The organism is Pseudomonas sp. Ant30-3 (genome assembly GCF_000690905.1).
Classification (GTDB): Bacteria; Pseudomonadota; Gammaproteobacteria; order Pseudomonadales; family Pseudomonadaceae; genus Aquipseudomonas.
In genome coordinates this window covers 12,646-36,434 of the sequence record NZ_JMCL01000016.1, presented here as the reverse complement: position 1 = coordinate 36,434, position 23,789 = coordinate 12,646, and the positions used below count along the sequence as shown (strand labels likewise).

General features: G+C 58.2%; 23 protein-coding genes, 4 tRNA genes and 1 riboswitch. Of the genes, 17 read left to right on the top strand and 10 right to left on the bottom strand.

Annotation, left to right across the window (positions count from 1 at the left end; genetic code table 11):
• The first annotated feature begins 240 nt into the window (after positions 1 to 240).
• The 7 genes from DU29_RS0104130 (at position 241) to astE (ending at position 8,139) form a co-directional block, all read left to right on the top strand.
• The gene (locus tag DU29_RS0104130; RefSeq protein ID WP_028620569.1) at positions 241 to 1,461 is read left to right on the top strand and encodes an aspartate aminotransferase family protein; all 1,221 of its coding nucleotides are present in this window, start codon (positions 241 to 243) and stop codon (positions 1,459 to 1,461) included.
• 216 nt (positions 1,462 to 1,677) lie between these two features.
• The gene (gene aruF / locus DU29_RS0104125; RefSeq protein ID WP_028620568.1) at positions 1,678 to 2,697 is read left to right on the top strand and encodes an arginine/ornithine succinyltransferase subunit alpha; all 1,020 of its coding nucleotides are present in this window, start codon (positions 1,678 to 1,680) and stop codon (positions 2,695 to 2,697) included.
• 72 nt (positions 2,698 to 2,769) lie between these two features.
• Positions 2,770 to 3,795 (top strand): arginine N-succinyltransferase, encoded by a 1,026-nt coding sequence (astA, locus tag DU29_RS0104120; protein ID WP_028620567.1) that lies wholly within the window; start codon positions 2,770 to 2,772, stop codon positions 3,793 to 3,795.
• The gene (astD, locus tag DU29_RS0104115) at positions 3,792 to 5,261 is read left to right on the top strand and encodes a succinylglutamate-semialdehyde dehydrogenase (RefSeq protein ID WP_177326938.1); all 1,470 of its coding nucleotides are present in this window, start codon (positions 3,792 to 3,794) and stop codon (positions 5,259 to 5,261) included. The genes astA and astD overlap by 4 nt, the downstream gene beginning before the upstream one ends.
• Positions 5,262 to 5,422: 161 nt before the next feature.
• The gene (gene astB / locus DU29_RS0104110; RefSeq protein ID WP_028620565.1) at positions 5,423 to 6,769 is read left to right on the top strand and encodes an N-succinylarginine dihydrolase; all 1,347 of its coding nucleotides are present in this window, start codon (positions 5,423 to 5,425) and stop codon (positions 6,767 to 6,769) included.
• Between the two features lie 60 nt (positions 6,770 to 6,829).
• The gene (locus tag DU29_RS0104105) at positions 6,830 to 7,120 is read left to right on the top strand and encodes a hypothetical protein (RefSeq protein WP_007904718.1); all 291 of its coding nucleotides are present in this window, start codon (positions 6,830 to 6,832) and stop codon (positions 7,118 to 7,120) included.
• Between the two features lie 11 nt (positions 7,121 to 7,131).
• Positions 7,132 to 8,139, top strand: coding sequence for a succinylglutamate desuccinylase (astE, locus tag DU29_RS0104100; protein WP_028620564.1), 1,008 nt, complete (start codon positions 7,132 to 7,134; stop codon positions 8,137 to 8,139).
• 127 nt (positions 8,140 to 8,266) lie between these two features.
• Here astE and DU29_RS0104095 read toward each other — a convergent pair whose 3' ends face one another.
• A complete protein-coding gene (locus DU29_RS0104095) occupies positions 8,267 to 8,776 on the bottom strand; it encodes a 6,7-dimethyl-8-ribityllumazine synthase (protein ID WP_028620563.1) in 510 nt (169 codons plus the stop codon).
• Positions 8,777 to 8,879: 103 nt separating this feature from the next.
• A riboswitch (FMN riboswitch) is annotated at positions 8,880 to 9,051 on the bottom strand.
• 197 nt (positions 9,052 to 9,248) lie between these two features.
• Here DU29_RS0104095 and ltaE point away from each other — a divergent pair.
• The 7 genes from ltaE (at position 9,249) to DU29_RS0104060 (ending at position 15,212) form a co-directional block, all read left to right on the top strand.
• Positions 9,249 to 10,253, top strand: coding sequence for a low-specificity L-threonine aldolase (gene ltaE / locus DU29_RS0104090; RefSeq protein ID WP_028620562.1), 1,005 nt, complete (start codon positions 9,249 to 9,251; stop codon positions 10,251 to 10,253).
• Between the two features lie 145 nt (positions 10,254 to 10,398).
• Positions 10,399 to 13,020: an alanine--tRNA ligase gene (gene alaS, locus DU29_RS0104085; RefSeq protein WP_028620561.1), complete on the top strand. Its 2,622-nt coding sequence runs from the start codon at positions 10,399 to 10,401 to the stop codon at positions 13,018 to 13,020.
• A 90-nt stretch (positions 13,021 to 13,110) separates the two neighbouring features.
• The gene (locus DU29_RS0104080) at positions 13,111 to 14,352 is read left to right on the top strand and encodes an aspartate kinase (protein WP_028620560.1); all 1,242 of its coding nucleotides are present in this window, start codon (positions 13,111 to 13,113) and stop codon (positions 14,350 to 14,352) included.
• Between the two features lie 186 nt (positions 14,353 to 14,538).
• Positions 14,539 to 14,727, top strand: coding sequence for a carbon storage regulator CsrA (csrA, locus tag DU29_RS0104075; protein WP_002554426.1), 189 nt, complete (start codon positions 14,539 to 14,541; stop codon positions 14,725 to 14,727).
• Positions 14,728 to 14,789: 62 nt separating this feature from the next.
• Positions 14,790 to 14,880 (top strand) — tRNA-Ser (locus DU29_RS0104070).
• A gap of 107 nt (positions 14,881 to 14,987) precedes the next feature.
• Positions 14,988 to 15,064, top strand: a tRNA-Arg gene (locus DU29_RS0104065).
• 71 nt (positions 15,065 to 15,135) lie between these two features.
• Positions 15,136 to 15,212 (top strand) — tRNA-Arg (locus DU29_RS0104060).
• A gap of 19 nt (positions 15,213 to 15,231) precedes the next feature.
• Here the strand turns inward: DU29_RS0104060 and DU29_RS0104055 are convergent.
• Positions 15,232 to 15,750 carry a hypothetical protein gene (locus DU29_RS0104055; RefSeq protein WP_028620559.1) on the bottom strand — a complete coding sequence of 173 codons (519 nt, stop codon included), beginning with the start codon at positions 15,748 to 15,750 and terminating at the stop codon, positions 15,232 to 15,234.
• 322 nt (positions 15,751 to 16,072) lie between these two features.
• Here DU29_RS0104055 and mgtE point away from each other — a divergent pair, with 322 nt between their 5' ends.
• The gene (mgtE, locus tag DU29_RS0104050) at positions 16,073 to 17,515 is read left to right on the top strand and encodes a magnesium transporter (protein ID WP_028620558.1); all 1,443 of its coding nucleotides are present in this window, start codon (positions 16,073 to 16,075) and stop codon (positions 17,513 to 17,515) included.
• 100 nt (positions 17,516 to 17,615) lie between these two features.
• Here the strand turns inward: mgtE and DU29_RS0104045 are convergent, their stop codons facing one another.
• From DU29_RS0104045 to DU29_RS1000000131120, 3 genes are all read right to left on the bottom strand, one after another.
• A complete protein-coding gene (locus DU29_RS0104045) occupies positions 17,616 to 17,942 on the bottom strand; it encodes an Arc family DNA-binding protein (protein ID WP_028620557.1) in 327 nt (108 codons plus the stop codon).
• Positions 17,943 to 18,413: 471 nt separating this feature from the next.
• A complete protein-coding gene (locus tag DU29_RS0104040; RefSeq protein ID WP_028620556.1) occupies positions 18,414 to 18,593 on the bottom strand; it encodes a PA3371 family protein in 180 nt (59 codons plus the stop codon).
• A 22-nt stretch (positions 18,594 to 18,615) separates the two neighbouring features.
• Positions 18,616 to 18,849, bottom strand: a complete 234-nt coding sequence (locus tag DU29_RS1000000131120) for a hypothetical protein (protein ID WP_081832431.1) — start codon at positions 18,847 to 18,849, stop codon at positions 18,616 to 18,618.
• A 290-nt stretch (positions 18,850 to 19,139) separates the two neighbouring features.
• Between DU29_RS1000000131120 and DU29_RS0104030 the strand changes: the two genes are divergently transcribed.
• Together DU29_RS0104030 and DU29_RS0104025 are read left to right on the top strand one after the other, a co-directional pair.
• Positions 19,140 to 19,216 (top strand) — tRNA-Arg (locus DU29_RS0104030).
• Between the two features lie 140 nt (positions 19,217 to 19,356).
• The gene (locus tag DU29_RS0104025; RefSeq protein WP_028620555.1) at positions 19,357 to 20,163 is read left to right on the top strand and encodes a hypothetical protein; all 807 of its coding nucleotides are present in this window, start codon (positions 19,357 to 19,359) and stop codon (positions 20,161 to 20,163) included.
• A 131-nt stretch (positions 20,164 to 20,294) separates the two neighbouring features.
• Here the strand turns inward: DU29_RS0104025 and DU29_RS0104020 are convergent, their stop codons facing one another.
• The 5 genes from DU29_RS0104020 to DU29_RS0104000 all read right to left on the bottom strand — a co-directional run bounded on the left by DU29_RS0104020 (position 20,295) and on the right by DU29_RS0104000 (position 23,078).
• A complete protein-coding gene (locus DU29_RS0104020) occupies positions 20,295 to 20,891 on the bottom strand; it encodes a tail assembly protein (RefSeq protein ID WP_028620554.1) in 597 nt (198 codons plus the stop codon).
• A gap of 153 nt (positions 20,892 to 21,044) precedes the next feature.
• Entirely contained in the window at positions 21,045 to 21,278 is a 234-nt protein-coding gene (locus DU29_RS0104015) for a hypothetical protein (RefSeq protein ID WP_028620553.1), read from the bottom strand.
• A 142-nt stretch (positions 21,279 to 21,420) separates the two neighbouring features.
• A complete protein-coding gene (locus DU29_RS0104010; protein ID WP_028620552.1) occupies positions 21,421 to 21,600 on the bottom strand; it encodes a hypothetical protein in 180 nt (59 codons plus the stop codon).
• Positions 21,597 to 22,736: a phage major capsid protein gene (locus DU29_RS0104005; RefSeq protein ID WP_152635514.1), complete on the bottom strand. Its 1,140-nt coding sequence runs from the start codon at positions 22,734 to 22,736 to the stop codon at positions 21,597 to 21,599. The genes DU29_RS0104010 and DU29_RS0104005 overlap by 4 nt, the downstream gene beginning before the upstream one ends.
• A 108-nt stretch (positions 22,737 to 22,844) precedes the next feature.
• Positions 22,845 to 23,078 (bottom strand): hypothetical protein, encoded by a 234-nt coding sequence (locus DU29_RS0104000; protein ID WP_028620550.1) that lies wholly within the window; start codon positions 23,076 to 23,078, stop codon positions 22,845 to 22,847.
• Positions 23,079 to 23,789: the final 711 nt, after the last annotated feature.

The window sequence follows — 23,789 nt, the reverse complement described above, 5'->3', positions numbered from 1 at the left end:
CGGGTTTATGGCTCGGGCAGGCCTGCGAAATCTAATCCCGACAATCCTGCCGCTGAAGCGGTGCGCAGTTTAAACTGCGCCTTTGCGACGCTATATGTCGCATTGCCGTAAACCCGGCTGAAACCGGGGTTGGCGCTATAAGAAGTTGTCGCTTGGCGGCAAGGCCGGGCTGAAAACTGTCCTTACAATCCCCCCATCGCTCGCCAGTTTCCGGCGAGTGTTCCTCTTCAGGAGACTCCGATGTCCGTTGAGCACGCTGCGGTAGAACGCGCCGATTTCGACCAGGTAATGGTTCCCAACTATGCGCCTGCCGCCTTCATCCCTGTGCGTGGCGCCGGTTCCCGCGTGTGGGACCAGTCTGGCCGCGAGCTGATCGACTTCGCCGGCGGCATCGCCGTCAACGTATTGGGCCATGCGCACCCGGCGCTGGTCGGTGCCTTGACCGAGCAAGCGAACAAGCTGTGGCACGTGTCCAACGTGTTTACCAACGAGCCTGCCTTGCGCCTGGCGCACAAGCTGATCGACGCGACCTTCGCCGAGCGCGCGTTCTTCTGCAACTCCGGCGCCGAAGCCAACGAGGCCGCGTTCAAGCTGGCCCGTCGCGTCGGTTTCGACCGGTTCGGCAGCGAGAAGTACGAAATCATCGCCGCGCTCAATAGCTTCCACGGTCGTACCTTGTTCACAGTCAACGTAGGCGGCCAGTCGAAATATTCTGACGGCTTTGGCCCGAAAATCACTGGCATCACCCACGTGCCGTTCAACGATCTGGCGGCGCTGAAAGCGGCCATTTCCGACAAGACCTGCGCCGTTGTGCTGGAGCCGATTCAGGGCGAAAGCGGCGTGATTCCTGCCGAACTTGAATACCTGCAAGGCGCCCGCGACCTGTGCACCGCGCACAACGCGCTGCTGATTTTCGACGAAGTGCAAACCGGCATGGGCCGCAGCGGCAAACTGTTCGCCTATCAGCATTACGGCGTGACTCCGGACATCCTGACCAGCGCCAAGAGCCTGGGCGGCGGTTTCCCGATCGCGGCGATGCTGACCACCGAAGACCTGGCCAAACATCTGGTCGTCGGCACCCACGGCACCACCTACGGCGGCAACCCGCTGGCGTGCGCAGTCGCAGAGGCGGTGATCGATGTGGTCAATACGCCTGAAGTGCTGGCCGGTGTGAACGCCAAGCACGACAAGTTCAAGGCACGCCTTGAGCAAATCGGCGAGAAATACGGCATGTTCACTCAGGTTCGCGGCATGGGCCTGCTGATCGGCTGCGTGCTCAACGATGCGTGGAAAGGTAAGGCCAAAGACATCTTCAACGCCGCCGAGCGTGAAGGCCTGATGATTCTGCAAGCCGGCCCCGACGTGGTGCGTTTTGCCCCAAGCCTGGTGGTTGAAGATGCCGACATTGATGAAGGCCTGAACCGTTTCGAACGTGCTGCGGCAAAACTGACGCAAGCCTGATAGACCCTTCGACGCCTGACTGTTCAGGCGTCGATCAAAATTTTATGCCGGACCCACCCTGACGCTTCACCTCTGTAGGAGCCGGCTTGCTGGCGATGAGGCCCTGAGCCTTGCGTCGATCATGCGACCGCCATCGCCAGCAAGCCGGCTCCTACAAAGGTGTGTCAGACCGGGTTCGGCTTATTTTCCTCAAGAGTATGAAAAAGGAGTGACACCATGCTGGTGATGCGCCCCGCGCAAATGGCTGATCTGGGCGAAGTACAGCGTCTGGCTGCGGACAGCCCGATTGGTGTCACTTCCTTGCCGGATGATGTCGAGCGCCTGAGCGACAAGATCGCCGCAAGCGAAGCTTCGTTTGCCGCCGAAGTCAGCTTCAACGGTGAAGAAAGCTACTTCTTCGTCCTCGAAGACAGCGCCACCGGCAAACTGGCCGGTTGCTCGGCCATCGTCGCCTCGGCGGGATATTCCGAGCCGTTCTACAGCTTTCGCAACGAAACCTTCGTGCACGCTTCCCGCGAGCTGAAGATCCACAACAAGATCCACGTGCTCTCGCAGTGCCACGACCTGACCGGCAACAGCTTGCTGACCAGTTTCTACGTGCTGCCGGAGCTGGTGGGTTCGGCGTGGTCGGAGCTTAACTCGCGCGGGCGCCTGCTGTTTGTCGCCAGCCACCCTGAACGCTTCGCCGATTCGGTAGTGACCGAAATCGTTGGCTACAGCGACGAGAATGGCGACTCGCCGTTCTGGGACGCGATCGGGCGCAATTTCTTCGACCTCAACTACGCCGCTGCCGAGCGTCTGTGCGGGCTGAAGAGCCGCACCTTCCTCGCCGAACTGATGCCGCACTATCCAATCTACGTGCCGTTGCTGCCGGACACCGCGCAAGAAGCGATGGGCCAGGTGCACCCGCGTGCGCAGATCACTTTCGACATCCTGATGCGCGAAGGCTTCGAGACCGATCATTACATCGATATTTTCGACGGCGGCCCGACCCTGCACGCACGTGTTTCGGGGATTCGTTCGATCGCCCAGAGCCGCGTAGTGCCGGTGAAAATCGGCGAGACCGTCAAAGGCGTCGGCCGCCAATACCTGGTGGCCAACGCGCAGTTGCAGGATTACCGCGCCGTGTTGCTCGAGCTCGATTACGCGCCGGGCAAACCGGTGGTTCTGGACCTGGAAGCGGCCGAAGCCCTGGGCGTCGGTGAAGGTGCCAGCGTGCGCCTGGTCGCGGTCTGACGGCTGCTGTAAAGAATGCTGAAAAGCAGCGAGTTTCACGGGCGGCGCAAGCGGCCCGTTTGAGGAGATAGCATGATCGTTCGTCCCGTACGCAGCAGCGATTTACCCGCTCTGATCACCCTGGCGCGCAGCACCGGCACCGGCCTGACCACGTTGCCGGCCAACGAAGAGCGTCTGGCCCATCGGGTCGGCTGGGCCGAGAAAACCTTTCGCGGCGAAGCCGGGCGGGGCGACGCGGACTACCTGTTCGTGCTCGAAGACGATGAGGGTCGCGTGGTCGGTATTTCCGCCATTGCTGGCGCCGTCGGTCTGCGCGAGCCTTGGTACAACTTCCGCGTCGGCCTGACCGTCAGCGCCTCGCAAGAACTGAACATCTACCGCGAAATTCCGACGCTGTTTCTGGCCAACGACCTGACCGGCAATTCCGAACTGTGCTCGCTGTTCCTGCACGCCGATTACCGCAACGGCCTCAACGGTCGCATGCTGGCCAAGGCGCGCATGTTGTTCATTGCCGAATTCCCGCAACTGTTCGGCAACAAGATCATCGCCGAGATGCGCGGCGTGTCCGACGAAGCCGGGCGTTCGCCGTTCTGGGAAAGCCTGGGTCGGCATTTCTTCAAGATGGAATTCAGCCAGGCCGATTACCTGACGGGCGTGGGCAACAAGGCATTCATCGCGGAACTGATGCCGAAGTTCCCGTTGTACACCTGCTTCCTGTCCCCGGATGCGCGCAACGTGATCGGTCAGGTTCACCCTGATACCGAACCGGCGCTGTCGATGCTCAAGAGCGAAGGCTTCAGCTATCAGGGCTACGTCGACATCTTCGACGCCGGCCCGGCGGTGGAATGCGAAACCGGCAAGATCCGCGCGGTGCGCGACAGCCAGGCATTGGTGCTGGCCATAGGCACACCGGGTGACGACGCCACGCCGTTCCTGATTCACAACCGCACGCGCGAAGACTGCCGGATCACCGCAGCTCCCGCCCGCTTTGCCGCCGGTACGCTGGTGGTCGATCCGCTGACCGCCAAACGTCTTCAACTCAACGCCGGCGATCAAGTGCGCGCCGTTCCGTTGTCCGCAGCACGGGAGTCGAAATAATGAATTCGCTATACATCGCAGGTGAATGGCTGGCCGGTCAGGGCGACGCGTTTCAGTCGCTGAATCCGGTCACCCAGCAAGTGCTGTGGGCCGGTGAGGGCGCGACGGCAGCCCAGGTCGAATCGGCCGTGCAAGCCGCGCGTCAGGCATTTCCGGGCTGGGCGCGACGCACGCTGGACGAGCGTATCGCCGTGCTGGAAGCCTTCGCCGCGGCGCTGAAAAACCACGCTGACGAACTGGCCCGTACCATCGGTGAGGAAACCGGCAAACCGCTGTGGGAATCGGCCACCGAAGTCACCAGCATGATCAACAAGATCGCGATCTCCGTGCAGAGCTACCGCGAACGTACCGGCGAGAAGAGCGGCCCGTTGGGCGATGCCACCGCCGTGTTGCGCCACAAGCCACATGGCGTTGTCGCTGTGTTTGGCCCGTACAACTTTCCCGGTCACTTGCCCAACGGCCACATCGTCCCGGCATTGCTGGCGGGTAACAGCGTGCTGTTCAAGCCGAGCGAACTGACGCCGAAAGTCGCCGAGCTGACGGTCAAATGCTGGATCGAAGCAGGCCTGCCAGCGGGCGTATTGAACCTGCTGCAAGGCGCTCGTGAAACCGGTATTGCCCTGGCGGCGAACCCGGGTATCGACGGGTTGTTCTTCACCGGCTCCAGCCGAACCGGCAATCATCTGCACCAGCAATTCGCCGGCCGCCCGGACAAGATCCTCGCGCTGGAGATGGGCGGGAACAATCCACTGGTGGTCGATGAAGTAGCGGATCTCGACGCCGCTGTTTACACGATCATTCAATCGGCATTCATTTCTGCCGGTCAGCGCTGCACCTGCGCGCGTCGCCTGCTGGTGCCGCAAGGCGCCTGGGGTGATTCGCTGCTGGCGCGTCTGGTCGCTGTCAGCTCGACGATTGAAGTCGGCGCGTTCGATCAGCAACCGGCGCCGTTCATGGGCTCGGTGATTTCCCTTGGCGCAGCGAAGGCCTTGGTGGATGCACAGGAACACTTGTTGGCCAATGGCGCGGTGGCGTTGCTGGAAATGAATCAGCCACAGGCGCAAGCCGCGTTGCTGACGCCTGGCATCATCGACGTCACGGCCGTGGCTGATCGTCCTGACGAAGAGCTGTTCGGCCCGCTGCTGCAAGTGATCCGCTACGCTGATTTTGAAGCGGCGATCGCTGAAGCCAATGACACTGAATATGGTCTGGCGGCTGGATTGCTGTCGGACTCCGAAGCGCGTTATCAGCAGTTCTGGCTGGAAAGCCGCGCCGGTATCGTCAACTGGAACAAACAGCTGACAGGCGCCGCGAGCAGCGCGCCATTCGGCGGTGTCGGCGCCTCGGGCAACCATCGCGCCAGTGCCTATTACGCCGCAGATTACTGCGCGTACCCGGTGGCCTCGCTGGAAACCCCGAGCCTGGTGATGCCGGCTGCTTTGACGCCTGGCGTGAAGATGGCGTAACGGCCATTCGCGGGCAAGCCCGCTCCCACAGGTTCAGTGGTCGTCACACATTTTGTGTCCGACGCAACCCCTGTGGGAGCGAGCCTGCTCGCGAAGGCCGCGCCGCGGTCCAAAAGAATAGTAACTGAAGCCATACACCCGATTCCCGTGGAGCCTCGCTGATGAAATCCTGTGAAGTCAATTTTGACGGTCTAGTGGGGCCGACCCATAACTACGGCGGTTTGTCTTACGGCAACGTCGCCTCCCAGAGCAACAGCCAGCAATCTTCGAACCCGAAGGAAGCTGCGCTGCAAGGCCTGGCCAAAATGAAAGCGCTGATGGAAATGGGCTTTCAACAAGGTGTGCTCGCGCCGCAGGAACGCCCCGACGTCGCCGCGCTGCGCCGCCTCGGCTTCAGCGGCAGCGACGCTCAGGTGATCGAAAAAGCCGCGAAGGATGCGATGCCGTTGCTGGTTGCCAGTTGCTCGGCGTCGAGCATGTGGGTGGCCAACGCCGCCACTGTCAGCCCGAGCGCCGACACCGCCGATGGCCGCGTGCATTTCACCGCCGCCAACCTCAACTGCAAATACCACCGCAGCATCGAACACCCGACCACCAGCCGCGTGCTCGGCGCGATGTTCGCCGATCAAAAACACTTCGCGCACCACGCCGCATTGCCAGCGGTGGCGCAATTCGGTGACGAAGGTGCGGCCAACCACACGCGTTTCTGCCGGGATTATGGCGAAGCAGGCGTCGAGTTTTTCGTGTTCGGCCGCAGCGCCTTTGACAACCGTTATCCGGCGCCGCAGAAATACCCGGCACGCCAGACCCTCGAAGCTTCGCAAGCGGTGGCCCGTTTGCATGGCCTGAGCGAAGACGGCGTGGTCTACGGTCAGCAGAATCCGTCGGTGATCGATCAGGGCGTGTTTCACAACGACGTGATCGCGGTGGGCAACGGCGAAGTGTTGTTCTATCACGAGGACGCGTTCCTCGACACCGAACAGGTGCTCGACGAATTGGCGCGCAAACTCGCCAAAGTCGGTGGGAAATTTCAGTCTGTGTGCGTACCGCGTTCCGCCGTTACCGTGGACGACGCGGTTCGGTCCTACCTGTTCAATAGCCAGTTGCTGTCGCGTCCTGACGGCTCGATGCTGTTGATTGTGCCGGAAGAGTGCCGTGGCAACGAACGTGTCTGGCAATACCTGCAGGGTTTGACCAGCACCGGCGGGCTGATCCGCGAAGTGAAAGTTTTCGATCTCAAGCAAAGCATGCAGAACGGCGGTGGCCCTGCTTGCCTGAGGTTGCGCGTGGCCTTGAATGAAACCGAACTGGCGGCCGTCAATCCAGGCGTTATCATGACGGCACCGTTGTACGGCACGCTGACCGAATGGGTCGACAAGTACTACCGCGACCGCATGGCCGAAACCGATCTTGCGGACCCGCAATTGCTGCTTGAATGCCGGACGGCACTGGATGAACTGACGCAAATCCTTAAACTGGGCGCGGTTTATCCATTCCAGATCAATTGAAAACCGGCGCGCGCTGCTTTTCCTGCGCGCCGCTTTATCTCCAGATGAGAGCGTAAAAACATGAGCGATACCCTGCAGCTGATCCTTGAAGACACCGACGGCACGCAACTGGAAACTTCCTGCACCCGCGTCGCGGTCATGTGGCAAGGCAAAGAGCTGTGGATTCAGCAAGACGGTCGCGGCCAGCTGCTGATCGGTGTGGACGTTGAAGAAGGTGACGCTGAATACGCCAACCTGCTGCTGCGCCCATTGGCGACTAATCTGGTAAGTCTGCAACTGGAAATGGAACCGGCCGACGTCGGCGACGACGAGGACCACGTGCACGGCCCGGATTGCAACCACGACCATTAAGGAATCGCTCTATGCTCGCCCTCGGCAAACTGCTTGAACTGACCCTCGCCGGCCGCGAACCGGCGGAGAAGACTCAACTGACTGTCGAAGGCGTGCGGATGCGCTGGTTGAGCGAAGGTGCGCTGGAAGTCCGGCCACCGCAAGCTCGCGACAATGGCCTGGACCTGCTGCTGTCAGCCGGCATCCACGGTAACGAAACGGCGCCGATCGAGTTGCTCGATCGCCTGTTGCATGACATCGCTCGCGGGGATTTGAAGCCGCGCGCACGCATTTTGTTTTTGTTCGGCAACCCGGAAGCGATTCGCAAAGGCGAGCGTTTCATCGAGCAGGACGTCAATCGGCTGTTTAACGGTCGTCACGAGCAAACCAGCGGTTTCGAAGCGTTGCGCGCTTGTGAACTGGAGCGGCTGGCGGCGAGTTTCTTCAGCCTGCCTGACCGTGAGCGTCTGCACTACGATTTGCACACGGCCATTCGCGGTTCGAAAATCGAGCAATTCGCCTTGTATCCCTGGGCCGAAGGTCGCCAGCATTCCCGCCAGCAATTGAGCCGCTTGCGCGATGCCGGGATGGAAGCGGTATTGCTGCAGAACAAACCCTCTATCGTTTTCAGCTCGTACACCTACGACAAACTGGGTGCCGAGTCTTTCACCCTGGAGCTGGGCAAGGCGCGGCCGTTCGGGCAAAACGACGGGGTTAATGTCGATCTGCTGGAAACCAGAATCAAGCAGATCATTGACGGCACCGAGCCGCCAGCTGAGGACCATCTGGACGGTTTGCAGCTGTTCAGTGTCGCCCGGGAAATCATCAAGCACAGCGACAGTTTCCGTCTGAACCTGCCAGCCGACATCGAGAATTTTTCCGAACTGGAAATCGGTTACGTGCTGGCCGAAGACATCGCCCAGACGCGCTGGATCATTGAGGAAGAGGGCGCCCGTATCATCTTCCCGAACCCCAAGGTCAAGAACGGATTGCGCGCGGGCATCCTGATCGTGCCGGCTACCGATGAAAACCTGGCCTGAACCCGTTCGGCATACGGCATGAATCCTCTGTAGTAGCCGGCTTGCTGGCGATAGGGCCAGAACAGTTGATGATGAGTCGCCTGTTCGACTGAAATCGCCAGCGAGCCGGCTCCTACAGATTCGGTGACTACATGGCTACCGCGCGCGGCTCGCTGCGACGCAATGCCCGCACCTTCTGCAGCGTATCCGCACACGTCTTTGCCGCTTCCTGACCCTTGTGCACAAAGTGCTCGAAGAAGAACTTCTGATGCTCTTCGCCTGCATGGAAATGATGCGGGGTCAGCACCACCGAGAACACGGGCACTTCGGTTTCCAGCTGAACCTGCATCAGGGCGCTGATCACCGATTGGGCGACGAATTCGTGCCGGTAGATCCCGCCGTCGACCACCAGACCTGCCGCGACAATCCCGGCATAGCGACCAGACTTGGCCAGCAGCTTGGCGTGCAGAGGAATTTCAAACGCGCCGCCGACTTCGAAGAAATCGATCTCCGATTCCTGATACCCCTGAGCGATCATTTCGGTAACGAAGCCCTGGCGACTCTGGTCAACGATTTCCTTGTGCCAGCAGGCCTGGATAAACGCGACGCGCTCGCCCTGATGGTTTTTGCTTTTGCTGTCGATTGCGGTGGGTTGCATGTTCTGACTCCTGTTTATGTAAAAAACAGGGCATATGAATCGAAGGGGATTCAAGGGGGCGCACGGCACGCACGAATGCGCGCGGACGGCCCTCTGGTGTCAATCCCGTTCTCTCTTCATCCGGACTATGACCGTCGGCCCCGGGATCACACCGGGTCTGCTGACCTTGCCGCCCGACACCGCCAAAACCGTGTCTGCCGCCAAGCGCTCGCGGGCTATACGCATTGCGCGCAATTACCGCCGGTGGGGAGTTGCACCCCGCCCTGAGAACGTTTATGCCGCCGGAAAGTGTGGCGGCGAAGCGTTTTTAACACATATTTCTCGCGCCTGCATTGCGGCTATCTGATGATTGCTATCGACTTTTCTGTTGGAACAATCAGCCTTTTCCTGCAGCGAGGGTTGATTAATCGTCGGCAAGGCCGCAGTAATTCCACCCTGACAGGCATTTCCATAGTTCAAAGAGGCCGGATTCATGAGCGTTATTGATCTTCGCAGCGACACCGTCACGCAACCTTCCGCCGCAATGCTCGACGCAATGGCCGCAGCGGCCACCGGTGACGACGTGTATGGCGAAGATCCGACGGTCAATCAGCTGGAAGCAGAGTTGGCCAAGCGCCTGGGTTTTGCCGCCGCGTTGTTTGTGCCGACAGGCACCATGAGCAACCTGCTCGGGCTGATGGCGCACTGCGAGCGCGGAGACGAATACATCGTCGGTCAGCAGGCGCACACCTACAAATACGAGGGCGGTGGCGCGGCGGTGCTCGGATCGATCCAGCCGCAACCGCTGGAAGTGCAGGCCGACGGTTCGCTGGACCTGGCGCACGTCGCCGCGGCAATCAAGCCCGACGACTTCCATTTCGCCCGCACCCGCTTGCTGGCACTGGAAAACACCATGCAGGGCAAAGTGCTGCCACTGGAGTATCTGGCCGAGGCGCGACATTTCACCCACGCGCACGGTTTGGCCCTGCATCTGGATGGCGCGCGGTTGTACAACGCAGCGGTCAGACTCGGGGTGGACGCCCGCGAGATCGCGCAGCACTTCGATTCGGTGTCGGTTTGCCTGTCCAAAGGCCTCGGCGCGCCAATCGGTTCGGTGTTGTGCGGTTCGGCCGACTTGATTGGCAAGGCCCGGCGCCTGCGCAAAATGGTCGGTGGTGGCATGCGTCAGGCGGGTATTCTGGCTGCGGCGGGCCTGTACGCGCTCGATCACAACGTTCAGCGCCTGGCCGATGACCACGCCAATGCCGAACGGCTGGCCGAAGGTTTGCGTGCTGCCGGTTATGAAGTAGAGCCAGTGCAGACCAACATGGTTTACGTGCAGATGGGCGACAGGGCCGAAGCGATCAAGGCTTTCGCCGCTGAACGCGGGATCAGGTTGAGTGCGGCCGGTCGTCTGCGCATGGTCACGCACATGGACGTCAGCCGCGCGCAAATCGAGCAGGTCGTCGCGACATTCGTCGAGTTTTCCCGCAACTGATCGCGTTAGCCGTCCAATTGACCGTTTCTATCGTATAAACACGCTGTACCCCGCGCGCAGGGCCGATATAATGCGGCCCTTTGCCGTCGCTTCGTCTGTTGACGTTTCGCACAGGCCTTTGGCCGCAGCCTCCGTGGAAGAACCTATGAAAAGCGCAGAAATCCGTGAAGCCTTCCTTCGCTTCTTCGAAGAGCAAGGCCACACCCGTGTAGCCTCCAGCTCTTTGATTCCAGGCAACGATCCAACCCTGCTGTTCACTAACGCGGGGATGAACCAGTTCAAGGACTGCTTCCTGGGCCAGGAAAAGCGCGCGTACACCCGCGCCGTTTCGAGTCAGAAATGCGTGCGCGCCGGCGGCAAGCACAACGACCTGGAAAACGTCGGTTACACCGCCCGTCACCACACGTTCTTCGAAATGCTGGGTAACTTCAGTTTCGGCGACTATTTCAAGCGCGACGCGATCAGCTACGCCTGGAACTTCCTGACCTCGGACAAGTGGCTGAACCTGCCTAAGGAAAAGCTCTGGGTCACCGTTTACGCCAGCGATGACGAGGCGTACGACATCTGGACCAAGGAAATTGGCGTCCCGGCTGAACGCATGGTTCGCATCGGCGACAACAAGGGCGCGCCCTACGCTTCCGACAACTTCTGGACCATGGGCGACACTGGCCCGTGTGGCCCTTGCACCGAGATTTTCTACGATCACGGCGCCGACATCTGGGGCGGCCCACCGGGCTCGCCGGAAGAAGACGGCGACCGTTACATCGAAATCTGGAACAACGTCTTCATGCAGTTCAACCGCACCGCTGACGGCGTGTTGCACCCGTTGCCAGCGCCATCGGTGGATACCGGCATGGGCCTGGAGCGCATCAGTGCCGTGCTGCAGCACGTGCATTCGAACTATGAAATCGACCTGTTCCAGAGCCTGCTGACCGCCTCGGCCAATGCCATCGGCTGCACCAACGACAATCAGGCTTCGCTGAAAGTCGTGGCTGACCACATTCGTTCGTGCGGCTTCCTGGTGGCCGACGGCGTGCTGCCGTCCAACGAAGGTCGCGGTTACGTGCTGCGCCGGATCATTCGTCGCGCCTGTCGTCACGGCAACAAACTGGGCGCCAAGGGCAGCTTCTTCTATCAGATCGTCGGCGCGCTGGTTGCCGAGATGGGCGAAGCTTTCCCTGAGCTGAAATCCCAGCAAGCGCACATCGAGCGCGTGCTGAAGGCGGAAGAAGAGCAGTTCGCCAAGACCCTGGAACAAGGTCTGAAAATCCTCGAGCAGGATCTGGCCGAGCTCAAAGGCGACGTGGTGCCAGGCGACGTGGTGTTCAAACTCTACGACACCTACGGTTTCCCGATGGACCTGACCGGCGACATCGCTCGCGAGCGCAACCTGACGCTCGACGAAGCGGGCTTCGAACGTGAAATGGAAGCCCAGCGCGTCCGTGCCCGTTCCGCCAGCTCCTTCGGCATGGACTACAACAGCCTGGTCAAGGTTGATGTGGCCACCGAGTTCACCGGTTACAAAGCCACCAGCGGTTCGGCGAAAGTGGTTGGCCTCTATAAAGAAGGTCAGGCGGTCGACGTATTGAGTGAAGGCGAAGAGGGCGTGGTCGTTCTCGATCAAACCCCTTTCTACGCCGAATCCGGCGGTCAGATTGGCGACAGTGGTTACCTGCAAGCCAGCGGCGGTCGTTTCGATGTGCGTGACACCACCAAGACCGGTGGCGCGTTCCTGCACCACGGCGTGTTGGCATCGGGCAGCCTGACCATCGGGGCGCCGGTTGAGACTCATGTGGAAGCGGAAGTCCGTAACGCGACGGCGCTCAACCACTCGGCGACGCACTTGCTGCACGCCGCTTTGCGCAAAGTGCTGGGCGAGCATGTTCAGCAGAAAGGCTCCTTGGTTGACAGTCAGCGCCTGCGCTTCGACTTCAGCCACTTCGAAGCCATCAAGCCGGAGCAACTGAAAGCACTGGAAGACATCGTCAACGCCGAGATTCGCAAGAACTCTCCGGTTGAAACCGAAGAAACCGACATCGAAACCGCCAAGCAGAAAGGCGCCATGGCGCTGTTCGGCGAGAAGTACGGCGACAGCGTGCGTGTGCTGAGCATGGGCGATTTCTCGGTCGAACTGTGCGGCGGTATCCACGCCAATCGTACCGGCGACATCGGCCTGCTGAAAATCATCAGCGAAGGCGGTGTGGCTTCTGGCGTGCGTCGTATCGAGGCAGTCACCGGCGCTGCGGCACTGGCGTACCTGAATGCTGCAGAAGAACAACTCAAGGAAGCGGCCAACCTGGTCAAGGGCAGCCGCGAAAACCTGATCGACAAGCTGTCGGCTGTGCTGGAGCGCAACCGTCTGCTGGAGAAGCAACTCGAGCAGTTGCAGGCCAAGGCAGCCAGCGCGGCGGGCGACGATCTGTCGGCCTCCGCGCTGGATGTCAAAGGTGTGAAAGTGCTGGCCGTGCGTCTGGACGGTCAGGACGGCAAGGCGCTGCTGGCGCTGGTCGATCAACTGAAAAACAAACTCGGCCGCGCAGTGATCCTGCTCGGCAGTGTCCATGAGGAAAAGGTCGTTCTGGTTGCAGGTGTAACCAAAGACCTGACTGGCCAACTCAAAGCCGGTGATTTGATGAAGCAAGCCGCTGCGGCAGTGGGCGGGAAGGGCGGTGGTCGTCCAGACATGGCGCAGGGCGGCGGTATTGACGCTGGCGCACTGGATGCCGCATTGGCCCTGACCGTTCCATTTGTAGAGCAGGGTCTATAAGGCAGCGTTTCCGGCCCGCGGTCCAGTGCGGGCCGGAACGTTGTTTGATTGATTATTTGGGCGCCCTTCATGGGCTGAGGCGGCTTTGAAATGGCTTTGATCGTACAGAAATTTGGAGGCACCTCGGTCGGCACTGTCGAGAGAATCGAGCAGGTCGCCGACAAGGTTAAGAAATTCCGCGATGCCGGCGATGACCTGGTGGTCGTGCTGTCTGCAATGAGCGGCGAGACCAACCGTCTGATCGATCTGGCCAAGCAAATCAGTGGTGACGACCAGCCGGTTCCGCGTGAACTGGATGTCATCGTTTCCACCGGCGAGCAGGTGACGATTGCACTGTTGGCCATGGCGCTGATCAAGCGCGGTGTGCCGGCGGTGTCTTACACCGGCAATCAGGTGCGGATTCTGACGGACAGCGCGCACAACAAAGCGCGTATCTTGCAGATTGACGATCAGAAAATTCGCGGTGACCTGAAGGCCGGTCGTGTCGTAGTCGTCGCCGGTTTCCAGGGCGTCGACGAGCACGGCAACATCACCACCCTCGGTCGTGGCGGTTCCGACACGACCGGCGTGGCGCTGGCGGCAGCCTTGAAGGCTGACGAATGCCAGATCTACACCGATGTCGATGGCGTCTACACCACCGACCCGCGCGTGGTTTCCGTGGCTCAGCGTCTGGACAAGATTACCTTTGAAGAGATGCTGGAAATGGCCAGCCTCGGTTCCAAGGTCTTGCAGATCCGTGCGGTGGAATTCGCCGGCAAGTACAACGTACCGCTGCGCGTTCTGCACAGCTTCAAGGAGGGTCCGGGCACCCTCATTACTATTGATGAAGAGGAAACCATGGAACAGCCGATCATTTCCGGCATCGCTTTCAATCGCGATGAAGCCAAGCTGACCATCCGTGGCGTGCCAGACACCCCGGGCGTTGCGTTCAAGATTCTCGGCCCGATCAGTGCCGCGAACATCGAAGTGGACATGATCGTGCAGAACGTTGCGCACGATAACACCACCGACTTCACCTTCACCGTGCACCGTAACGACTACCAGGCCGCCGAAGCCGTGCTGAAAAAGACGGCTGATGAAATCGGTGCTCGTGAAGTGGTTGGTGATACCAAGATCGCCAAGGTCTCGATCGTCGGCGTCGGCATGCGCTCGCACGCAGGCGTGGCCAGTCGCATGTTCGAATCCCTGGCGAAAGAAAGCATCAACATCCAGATGATCTCGACTTCGGAAATCAAGGTTTCCGTGGTCATCGAAGAGAAGTACCTGGAGCTGGCTGTGCGCGCCCTGCACACGGCTTTCGAACTGGACGCTCCGGCCCGACAGGGCGAGTGATGCGTTTGCCGAAGGGCGCGGTCTAACCGCGCCCTTTTGTTTTCTTGAATGGCGCGGCGAACCTGTTCTTTTGCCTGCGCTGGTCAATACTCAGGCATGTAGGGCTGCGACCGCTCAAGGTTGTGGGTCGAGTGCCTTTTTTTTGCAGACTGTTGTCCCTGAAATGAAATGCGTGAGGAGAAAGGTATGCTGATTCTGACTCGTCGGTGCGCAGAAAGCCTGATTATTGGTGATGGCGAAATCACCGTGACCGTGCTCGGCGTTAAAGGAAATCAAGTGCGCATCGGTGTCAACGCCCCGAAAGAGGTTGCGGTCCACCGTGAGGAAATTTACCTGCGTATAAAGAAAGAGAAGGACGAAGAACCAAGCCATTAATTTTTATCGTTTTTTATGTTTGCAAACGGGGAAGAAGCTGGTTAATATACGCCCCGTGTTGCGGAGAGCTGGCCGAGTGGCCGAAGGCGCTCCCCTGCTAAGGGAGTACACCTCAAAAGGGTGTCGGGGGTTCGAATCCCCCGTTCTCCGCCATTATTTGCGTAGTACGTTGTAATCTGGCTTCTTCGGTAAGTTGTTGAAATCACTAGAAAAAGCGCTTTACAAAAAGATTCGACGGCCTATAATGCGCGGCAACAAATGCACTCGTAGCTCAGCTGGATAGAGTACTCGGCTACGAACCGAGCGGTCACAGGTTCGAATCCTGTCGAGTGCACCATTTAAGAGTTGTTTGCAGCAATGCAAATGACTTGGCTTCAACCAGTTGTGATCTGGTATAAAACCACATATGCACTCGTAGCTCAGCTGGATAGAGTACTCGGCTACGAACCGAGCGGTCACAGGTTCGAATCCTGTCGAGTGCACCAAACACCAAAAAGCCTGCGTCTAACGCGGGCTTTTTGCTGTCCGGGATTTGGCTTTTTCCCTGGTGCATCCTCTCTCGTCAAATTCGATATGCGCGCTGCGTCCTCGCTTCGTGTCGTACCGATAACTTGTAGCGGAATTGCGAATGCTGACCTTGTCAGGTTTGCCCAATGCGCTTTCCACATCTTGCAGGCTCATACCAGCGACAATCCGCTGGTTGATGATTGCTTCGCGCCGTTCCCTGGCGCTGATCAAGGTGCCGCACTTGTCTTCGCTACGGCCGACGACAGTTGGTTCTCTCCTTTTGATTGTCATACCTGATGTTTCGCGTGACTCTGCCTCCGGCATCATTCCCACGATGGATCCCGGCGTAAAGGTGCGCACCTCCTGAACCAAAAAACTTTCCCCGGCTGCGCAGCTCAGTGTCGTGAACGTGACGCGCCCGTCGCTGGCTTCGCATCGGTGCACAGTGCTCGCACTGACTGCGAACGGCAGGCAGGGCAGGGCGATCAGCAAAAAGCAGCGAATAAGCAGTGACATTCAAGCGTCCTCCATGACGGTTTGCTGCAAAGCGTAGCTGCTTCATTTTTGAATGCGGGTGTGTTTTCTTTTCAGGATGAGTCGTCGCATTTGCAGGCATCAGACCGCTGCTCAGGTTTGTCTCGCAAGCGCTTGTTTCAGCCGCGATTTTTTAACGTTAAAAACCGTCGGGCGGTGTATCATTGCGCCCGTCAGCCCCGCCGGGGCTTGTGGAATACCTCCATGGACTTACCCAGTAGTTACTCAGTAAACCGTTTTTCCAATCATGAATTGACTGATTGATCCTTCCGGCGTGCCCCGCTGCTGGGAGTGGAGTTCGCCTATGTCTGAAGTTGAAGTAAAGAAAACACAAGAAAGCCTACAGGACCGCCTCGCTCAAGTTGTTGAGCTGTTGCAGCGTCAGCGCGTGGTCGAAGACCTGACGCATCGTCAGGAAGGCCCGAATCACGACCGTATCGAGAACCTGGTTCATCGGCAGAACCTGGTCGAGCTGCAACGCAAGCTCGATGACCTGCACTCCGCCGACGTCGCCTACATCCTAGAAGCCCTGCCGCTGGACGATCGCCTGACGCTGTGGCAGCTGGTCAAAGCTGATCGCGATGGCGACATCCTGCTTGAAGTGTCCGACTCGGTGCGTGAAACGCTGATCGCCGACATGGATGATCATGAGCTTCTGGCCGCCGCCAAAGACATGGACGCCGATGAACTCGCTGATCTGGCCTCCGAGCTGCCGCGAGATGTCGTCCATGAGCTCATGGAAACCCTCGATAGCCAGCAGCGAGAACGCGTTCGCTCGGCCTTGTCCTATGACGAGGAACAGGTCGGTGCGCTGATGGACTTCGAGATGGTGACGATCCGTGAGGATGTCAGTCTCGAAGTCGTTTTGCGGTACCTGCGCCGCCTCAAGGAATTGCCGGGGCATACCGACAAGTTGTTTGTGGTCGATTACGACGGTGTGCTCAAGGGCGTGCTGCCGATCAAGCGTCTGTTGGTCAACGACCCGGAGAAACAGGTGGCCGAGGTCATGGCCAGCGACCCGGTGAGTTTCCATCCCGACGAAGATGCCTACGATGCGGCACAGGCATTCGAACGTTACGACTTGATCTCCGCCCCCGTCGTTGACAAGAACGGCAAGCTCATCGGCCGTCTGACCATTGATGAAATGGTCGACCTGATTCGTGAAGAGAGCGAAAACGAAGTTCTCAACATGGCGGGTCTGCGTGAAGAGGAAGACATTTTCGCCTCGGTCTGGAAGTCCCTGCGTAACCGCTGGGCCTGGCTGGCGGTCAATCTGGTCACTGCGTTTATTGCTTCTCGAGTCATCGGTCTGTTTGAAGGCTCGATCGAAAAACTGGTGGCGTTGGCGGCGTTGATGCCGATCGTGGCCGGTATCGGCGGCAACTCGGGTAACCAGACCATCACCATGATTGTTCGGGCCATGGCGCTGGATCAGGTGAGCACCGGCAATACATCACGCCTGATGCGCAAGGAGTTGGCGGTCGGTTTGATCAACGGTCTGGTCTGGGGTGGGGTGATCGGTATCGTTGCCTATCTGCTCTATGACAGCTGGTCTCTCGGTGTGGTGATGACCGCAGCCATGACGCTCAACTTGTTGCTTGCCGCTTTGATGGGCGTGTTGATCCCCATGACTCTGGTGCGGCTGGGTCGCGATCCGGCGATGGGCGCCAGCGTGATGATCACCGCAATGACCGACAGCGGCGGTTTCTTCATCTTCCTGGGGCTGGCGACGATCTTCCTGCTCTGATTTTAAATGCCAAAAAACCCGCCAGCTCGGCGGGTTTTTTTGCCTGAATTTCGGACAAAAAAAAGCCGGCAATCAAGCCGGCCTTAAGTGTTCGGGTGTATCAGGAAGCGTCTGCGGCCAATTCTGCGTCATGAGCAATCAGCGACACCAGAGCATTCTGCTGGCGGTGCGAAAGCTGACGGAAACGTTGCAGCAGTTCACGTTCGTGGAGTGACAGCTCAGGGCTGTCCAGGCGCATGCTCAGTTCTTCGCCCAGTGCGCCTTCCTGAATCAGGCTTTGCTCAAGGCGCGCGATGATTTCGGAGTTCATGCTGCGATGATGATTGCGAGCCACCTCGGCAATGCGTTCACGCATTCCGTCTGGCAGACGTACGACGAACTTGTCAGCCGTACGGCTGGAATAAATTGCCTGTTTCAATGGGCGCATATATTTAACCGGTTAGTTCAGGGGAGCGGTTCTCGGGATTGGCCGCAGGATGTCTGATAGGACAAGAGCTCTGGCCAAATGTTCAACCTGGATTGATAAGGGCTCGCATCATGCCTTAAAGCAGCCAGTTCATTGGCGTCAATTCTGTGACAAATATTGAACTGAATAGAGGCTTTGTGCCAGCACCAATTGTCAGAAATGCGGACTGGTTGGAAAACTCAAAACATCCACATCACCGCCGCGTCCGATTGCACCCCGCGAACGCCAGAGACGTCTAAAGGTGCAAGATCTGCGGATTCAACCACCGTTCCCTACGGTATGGAGGATAGTGGCAATTGGCCGATTTACTAGTGGCATTTTGACAAAGGCTGCAAATCACGATGGACGGCAGTGCGGCACACTCAGAATAGGGCGTGACGATGTGTTGAGGGCAAATCTGAGGGAAAGATCGGGAAGGTAGCCGTAGCGATATCAGCGCAGCACCGGATCAAATTTGAACTTGCGCCCGGCTATTAGCGCCAGAAGGAAGAATGTCGAGAAAATGCCGCAGGCAATCAGGGGCAGGGTCAGCTCCGCAGTCTTCACGACGGTGAAATGGATCACGCCGCTCAATAGGGCCAAAATGAAAAAACCTGCTGCTGATTTCGACATGCTGCACTCCTGAAAAAATGAATCAAAATACCAAACGGTCGGAAGTTGGTGCGACTGGCAGCGGACTATGCTGACTGACTTCCTGGCCAACGAATCCACGTTGGTCACTCATGACAGCCAGTTGCGGCGCCTTTTGTACCTGGAGGTAATGCGGCATGTGCTGGGCTACTGGATTGGTGCTTTTATCCTGGGCAAAGTGAAACCCCACCAAAACTGCCAGTGCGACCGCATTCGAGAGTAAAAGGGCGCTGTTCATGAGCCTGCCTCCGTTGTTCTTGTGAACAGCAGAAGCAGCCTCCGTGCCAAGAGTCTAACGCCTATTAATTCCTTTAAAAACAGTAAATTAGAGGATTTTCGGTAGGCTGGCACATTGCGTTTTGCATGGCAACGATTCCGGGGTCATGCAATTTGCACGGCGGGCGAATTCCAGGTGGATGCGTACCGCTTGCCTACACTTAAAAGGCCCCACGGACTACATGACAAAAACGGGCTTGGCCGTTACCATGCACGCCGTCCATCGCTGCTCGCTTTGCAGCTGCGATTTGTGTCTCAGTAGCTCAATTGGATAGAGCATCCCCCTCCTAAGGGGAAGGTTGGCAGTTCGAACCTGCCCTGGGACACCATATTTTTTAGGGCTTCCGCACCGTTTCAAGCTTGACCTGAGATTGTATACCAGCAAGGTACCAGCAGCAGTACGCTTGACTTCGGAGGCCGACCTCGGATCCTCGCCATACTCAGCTTCAACCGTAAAGACAGGGACGCAATGTCGATATCGAATCTGGAAAAGTATAGAAAGGATCTGGACGACCTCTTGACTGAGGGTTTGATGGTGAATTTTTCTCTGAATCTCGAAGCATTTGGGCGATCGAGATTCTCCGAGGTCGCGCTTGCAACGAGGTCGAAAGAAGAAGCAGACGCTTTCATCAAGAAGCTGAAGCCATTCGCGGCCGCGTATCAGCAATGGTACTCAGAAGCGTTGCCGCTCGTACGACAGCTACTACCTGACCGTGCTTCTGATTTCGTTCGCTTTTACGAAAAGCCGAAGACACGGAAGGAAATTGATTTCGAAAGCTATCGCATTGAGGACGCCTGTCAGGGGCTTCGCGTAACCCGCGGAACGGATGTCAAAGCAGATCAAAAAGCAGCCATCCCACTCTTCAGCCAGCAAGTTGCGATCGTCGAAGCCATCAAGCGCCGATTTGATAGCTCTCTATTTGACATAAAACAGCTCGTTCAAGCTGATCTCTACGACTCTGAGCTGGATACTGCACGGGACCTGTTGAAAGCCGGATTCACCCGCGCTGCCGGCGCAGTTTCTGGCGTGGTACTCGAAGGACATCTGAAACAGGTGTGCGACAACCATAAGCTACCCAAGAAATCTGGCACGATTTCAGTTTTGAATGATGCGTTGAAAGCCGCAAGTGTGATCGACCTTCCCCAATCCCGTCATATTCAATTTTTGGGTGATATTCGCAATAAATGCGGCCATAAGAACTCTACTGATCCTTCCATCAGTGAGGTTGGTGATCTCATTGAAGGCGTTGAGAAAGTCATCAAAACGATATTTTGAGTCCAGAGACAGAATCGAACCGTGGCCTGTAAGCGCTGTGCCAAGCGGGTGTGCCCGGTTTGGTTCGTTGCCTTGCCCCCAAATCTGCCCCCATTAATCGCGCCTCTCGGTACATACGGGATTTCCCCGTATCAACCTGTAAGCGGCTTGTCTTGGGCTTCGATCGAAGCAGAGATAATTATCCCGCCCCAGCGTCGGTCACCAATGCAGATCGGGACAGGGTTACCGCTGGCGGTGGTGTTCTTGGCGCTGCCGAAGGCATAGGACGGGGTGTTTTCCGGGGACGCGCTTTGTTTGAGTCCTGATGCTTGTGGACTCAGCATCTGAATCACCCCGCCGGCCACCAGTGCGATACCAGGCGCCAGCGTTGCGCCGTTGGTGATCGAGCTGGCGGCAATCAACACAACGCCGAGGACTGTTTGCAGAATGCCGGCGCGTTTGCTGCCGTGGATCACCGGGACTATTTTCAGCGTCTTGATTCCGCCCAGATCGAAGTCGTTTTCGCCAACGTTCTTACCGTTGCGGATGATGGCGAACCTCATTCCCAACCTGGCCAGGCGCGCAATTTCTTCGGTGAATCCGTCGACCGTTGCTCGCAAAGCCCTGAACACCTCCCAAGTACTCCCTGTTTCCAGCTGGTAATCCTTTTGCCGGAAGAATTTACGAGCAAGGACGCTGCTCAGTTGAATGGTCGTCATGCGGTTGTAGTGCGCTGCTGTCGCGGCCATGGGCCCCACTCCTGAATTTTTAATTTCGCGGGTGTAAGAAAACGACTGAGGGCGCGGTCTAGAAGCGGGAAGGCCTGAACTCTCGACCTGCCCCCACCGTTGGGCTTCAACACGTCGTTTCTGCTCGGTTCGCTCGTTTTTTTTCTGTTTTTTTCAAGATTTTCTGCATTCTGCCCCGGGCAGCTCCATCTCGAGGGCGATCACATCAGTTGTCACGCCGCGATCAAGGGCGCGTTGTGCATCGCGGACCATTGAGCGAATCGCCTGATCTTCCAGCCTGGCCGCCATGATCGAAGCCTTGCGGGCAATCATGGTGGCCAATGCAGGCGGGAAGGGCGCGTGCTGCGGACGGGTGTAGTCGTCGGGGCGTTGGGGGCGTTGATTCATCTGGCTCTCCACCGATGGTGTGCGGCTCGGTGTCGTTGAATGGGGGTGACCGCCACCAGCTGCTACCTCATCGCTGCGCGGTCTGTCGGGGTTCATTCCAGGAGAAGGGCACTAGCCGACTGATCCCTTTTATTGCAGAACATCAGATATTGGGTGTGAGCACCGGGGGATTCGTTCTCAGCGCCGTCAGTACTTCATCAGCGCTCAGCCCTTTGCACTCGAGCTCACGGATACGATAGCGAATGTGCTCGCCTTGACGTATCTCATGAACGGTTATCAGCAGGCCTTTTAGGGCTTTGATGGTTTCTTTATCGTCGTTCATGGCGTCACGCTCAGGCTCATCTTGTTGATGGCAGCGGTGTCCAACACTTCGAGGCCGGCACGCAACTCGCCCAGGATCAGCACCAGGTTACGTGTGAAGTAATCCTTGTGGCTGTTGCTCAGCAGCACGCTCGGCGATTCACGATCGAGAACGGTGGTGAATGCGGTGTCGATCGTAAGCGCCTCACCTACTGGCACGCTCGACGTTGGAACAACCAGGGCGTTCCACAAAGCCGGCGGCACGGGCATCGTTGGGGAGCCGAAGACATACTCTTCATCGGCGGTGCCTTTCTTGGTGATCTGCAGACGGAACCAGTCAAGCGGATTCATCAGTACGAGGTTGGGCAAATAGCCCTGGTCTGCTTGGCGAGTCATGGACTCACCAATGATGTCTGCCGCAGTGGTGCCGATGGTGGGCACGAAGATCGTTGATTGGTTGCGCAGCCCTTTGATGCGACCCTCGCCACCAGGGCCATTGACGATCTGGTGTTCCAGACGGCTCAGAAGTTTGCGGCGAATCATCATGTCGATGTTGGTTTGCAAGGCGGCGTGGTCGCTGAGCACCTGGCGAGAGACGGTGGTGTGCGCTGCAATGGTCACGATGTTCGCGATTTGCGGGGTGCCCTCGAAGTCAACCGCTGCCTTCTCGTCGCCTTCTTTGATCTGTTCGGCCGCTTCACCTTCACTGGTGAGCTGAACGAACTGAACCGAGTCTCGGGTGGTGGGGCGGCTCGGCAGCGCCTCAAGCAGACGCAGTGGGCGGGATGCCTGCGTAACGAAACCTCGCTGTTCAGGCTGGCGCGGCACTGAGGTATCACCAACATTGCCGGCGCCGTCGTTGGTCAGTGCAGCACGAATGCCGGCGCTGAGACTGATGCGGCAAGTGCCAGAGTTCCAAGCTTCCAGGGTTCCGAACGAAGCCTGAGCGGCGCCCTCAATCTCCTTCATCGCCAAAACGCCGATGCTGGCCTGGCTGGTACTGGAGGAAAACCCGCCAGCGGGATTACGGGCGAACTCTTGCTCGAGATCGGTGATGCGGTTTTCAAACTTGGATTTGAATTTCTCGTTACCGTCTGCGACCTCGTTGATTATTTTGGTGCTTTTCTCCATATATTCCGTAACTTTTTCAAGGCTCATGGCTTTTCCTGATGTCTGGCGGGTTGATGGGTCCACGATATGTGCACCACCCCGCACAGACACGCTAACAAACCTCTCTAATCCTGCTATCCGCTTACCTTTCCGGCGCTATCCCGCGCAATTCAGCGCAAATGCGCGGATATCCCGCACTCGGTAGAAACGGCGGTTCCCCCGCAGGACATATGGCAGCGGCGCCAGGCCGCGTGACGCTTGCTGCCTCATGTACGCCGGCGAATATCCCAACAGCTCGGCAGTTGCCTTCTCCGGGATCAGCCCGCCGATCAGGGGGACCACTCCCATCGAATCCAGCCTGGCCGCTATGTCCTGGTCGATGTCGCTCATTGATTTAAACCTCGCGTATGGTTCTTTCGGTCAAACGCTGCGCGCCGTGCTGGCCGGGGCTTTCAGCGCAATGTCATAGATTTCGTGTAATGGCTCGGCAATGATTTCAAACCTCCACTTTCGCTATTTGCCGAGTAGTGCCGCAGGCCTTGTGCGACGTGGCCTGTAGCGAGTTATGCGAATCTTCAAATCTAACGCCCGTCTGATCGTGAACTGACAAATCACGATTCCCATCTACCTTTCTAGTCCTCGCAGCTGGTGGATCGGTGCCGGCCTGCAACCCTTGCACCCCGTGGCCTGTAGCCGAATCGCACTTTTGCCAGTCAACAGCGGGTCAATTTGGCTACAACTATCCTTGGTGGTGGAAACGCCACTTTGGATGTGGAACGCCACTCTGAGATGTGAGCAGATGTGCTCACATCTGAGGGCATCTCCTGAAACCCGTTGGGGCGCCCACCCGCTAACGCACTGGTAACGGTGCGAGCGTTACTCACCGCCCACAGGCAAAATCTGCCTCAGTTCAAATGTGACCCTGGCCCACCTTTGAGCCGGTCCGCTCCCACAAGCCTGCATTGGAGATGCGTCCAGATTTGGATGCATCTCTTCAACATCCCCGACGGCGATTAACGCTGCTCTAACGGGTCGTTAACGTTAAAGCCCGCGTCCCACACCGGTGGTGGGTATCCTCAAAAGCGAGGGCACCCCATGGAT

Excerpts from the sequence above, each read along its gene's own strand:
- DU29_RS0104095 (WP_028620563.1), bottom strand. The coding sequence starts at position 8,776 with ATGCAACCCACCGCAATCGACAGCAAAAGCAAAAACCATCAGGGCGAG.
- DU29_RS0104130 (WP_028620569.1), top strand. The coding sequence starts at position 241 with ATGTCCGTTGAGCACGCTGCGGTAGAACGCGCCGATTTCGACCAGGTA.
- alaS (WP_028620561.1), top strand. The coding sequence starts at position 10,399 with ATGAAAAGCGCAGAAATCCGTGAAGCCTTCCTTCGCTTCTTCGAAGAG.
- DU29_RS0104045 (WP_028620557.1), bottom strand. The coding sequence starts at position 17,942 with ATGCGCCCATTGAAACAGGCAATTTATTCCAGCCGTACGGCTGACAAG.
- DU29_RS0104000 (WP_028620550.1), bottom strand. The coding sequence starts at position 23,078 with ATGAGCGACATCGACCAGGACATAGCGGCCAGGCTGGATTCGATGGGA.
- DU29_RS0104010 (WP_028620552.1), bottom strand. The coding sequence starts at position 21,600 with ATGAACGACGATAAAGAAACCATCAAAGCCCTAAAAGGCCTGCTGATA.
- mgtE (WP_028620558.1), top strand. The coding sequence starts at position 16,073 with ATGTCTGAAGTTGAAGTAAAGAAAACACAAGAAAGCCTACAGGACCGC.
- astB (WP_028620565.1), top strand. The coding sequence starts at position 5,423 with ATGAAATCCTGTGAAGTCAATTTTGACGGTCTAGTGGGGCCGACCCAT.
- DU29_RS0104025 (WP_028620555.1), top strand. The coding sequence starts at position 19,357 with ATGTCGATATCGAATCTGGAAAAGTATAGAAAGGATCTGGACGACCTC.
- ltaE (WP_028620562.1), top strand. The coding sequence starts at position 9,249 with ATGAGCGTTATTGATCTTCGCAGCGACACCGTCACGCAACCTTCCGCC.
- astE (WP_028620564.1), top strand. The coding sequence starts at position 7,132 with ATGCTCGCCCTCGGCAAACTGCTTGAACTGACCCTCGCCGGCCGCGAA.
- aruF (WP_028620568.1), top strand. The coding sequence starts at position 1,678 with ATGCTGGTGATGCGCCCCGCGCAAATGGCTGATCTGGGCGAAGTACAG.
- csrA (WP_002554426.1), top strand. The coding sequence starts at position 14,539 with ATGCTGATTCTGACTCGTCGGTGCGCAGAAAGCCTGATTATTGGTGAT.
- DU29_RS0104055 (WP_028620559.1), bottom strand. The coding sequence starts at position 15,750 with ATGTCACTGCTTATTCGCTGCTTTTTGCTGATCGCCCTGCCCTGCCTG.
- astA (WP_028620567.1), top strand. The coding sequence starts at position 2,770 with ATGATCGTTCGTCCCGTACGCAGCAGCGATTTACCCGCTCTGATCACC.
- DU29_RS0104015 (WP_028620553.1), bottom strand. The coding sequence starts at position 21,278 with ATGAATCAACGCCCCCAACGCCCCGACGACTACACCCGTCCGCAGCAC.
- DU29_RS0104080 (WP_028620560.1), top strand. The coding sequence starts at position 13,111 with ATGGCTTTGATCGTACAGAAATTTGGAGGCACCTCGGTCGGCACTGTC.
- DU29_RS0104105 (WP_007904718.1), top strand. The coding sequence starts at position 6,830 with ATGAGCGATACCCTGCAGCTGATCCTTGAAGACACCGACGGCACGCAA.
- DU29_RS0104005 (WP_152635514.1), bottom strand. The coding sequence starts at position 22,736 with ATGAGCCTTGAAAAAGTTACGGAATATATGGAGAAAAGCACCAAAATA.
- DU29_RS0104040 (WP_028620556.1), bottom strand. The coding sequence starts at position 18,593 with ATGTCGAAATCAGCAGCAGGTTTTTTCATTTTGGCCCTATTGAGCGGC.
- DU29_RS0104020 (WP_028620554.1), bottom strand. The coding sequence starts at position 20,891 with ATGGCCGCGACAGCAGCGCACTACAACCGCATGACGACCATTCAACTG.
- DU29_RS1000000131120 (WP_081832431.1), bottom strand. The coding sequence starts at position 18,849 with ATGAACAGCGCCCTTTTACTCTCGAATGCGGTCGCACTGGCAGTTTTG.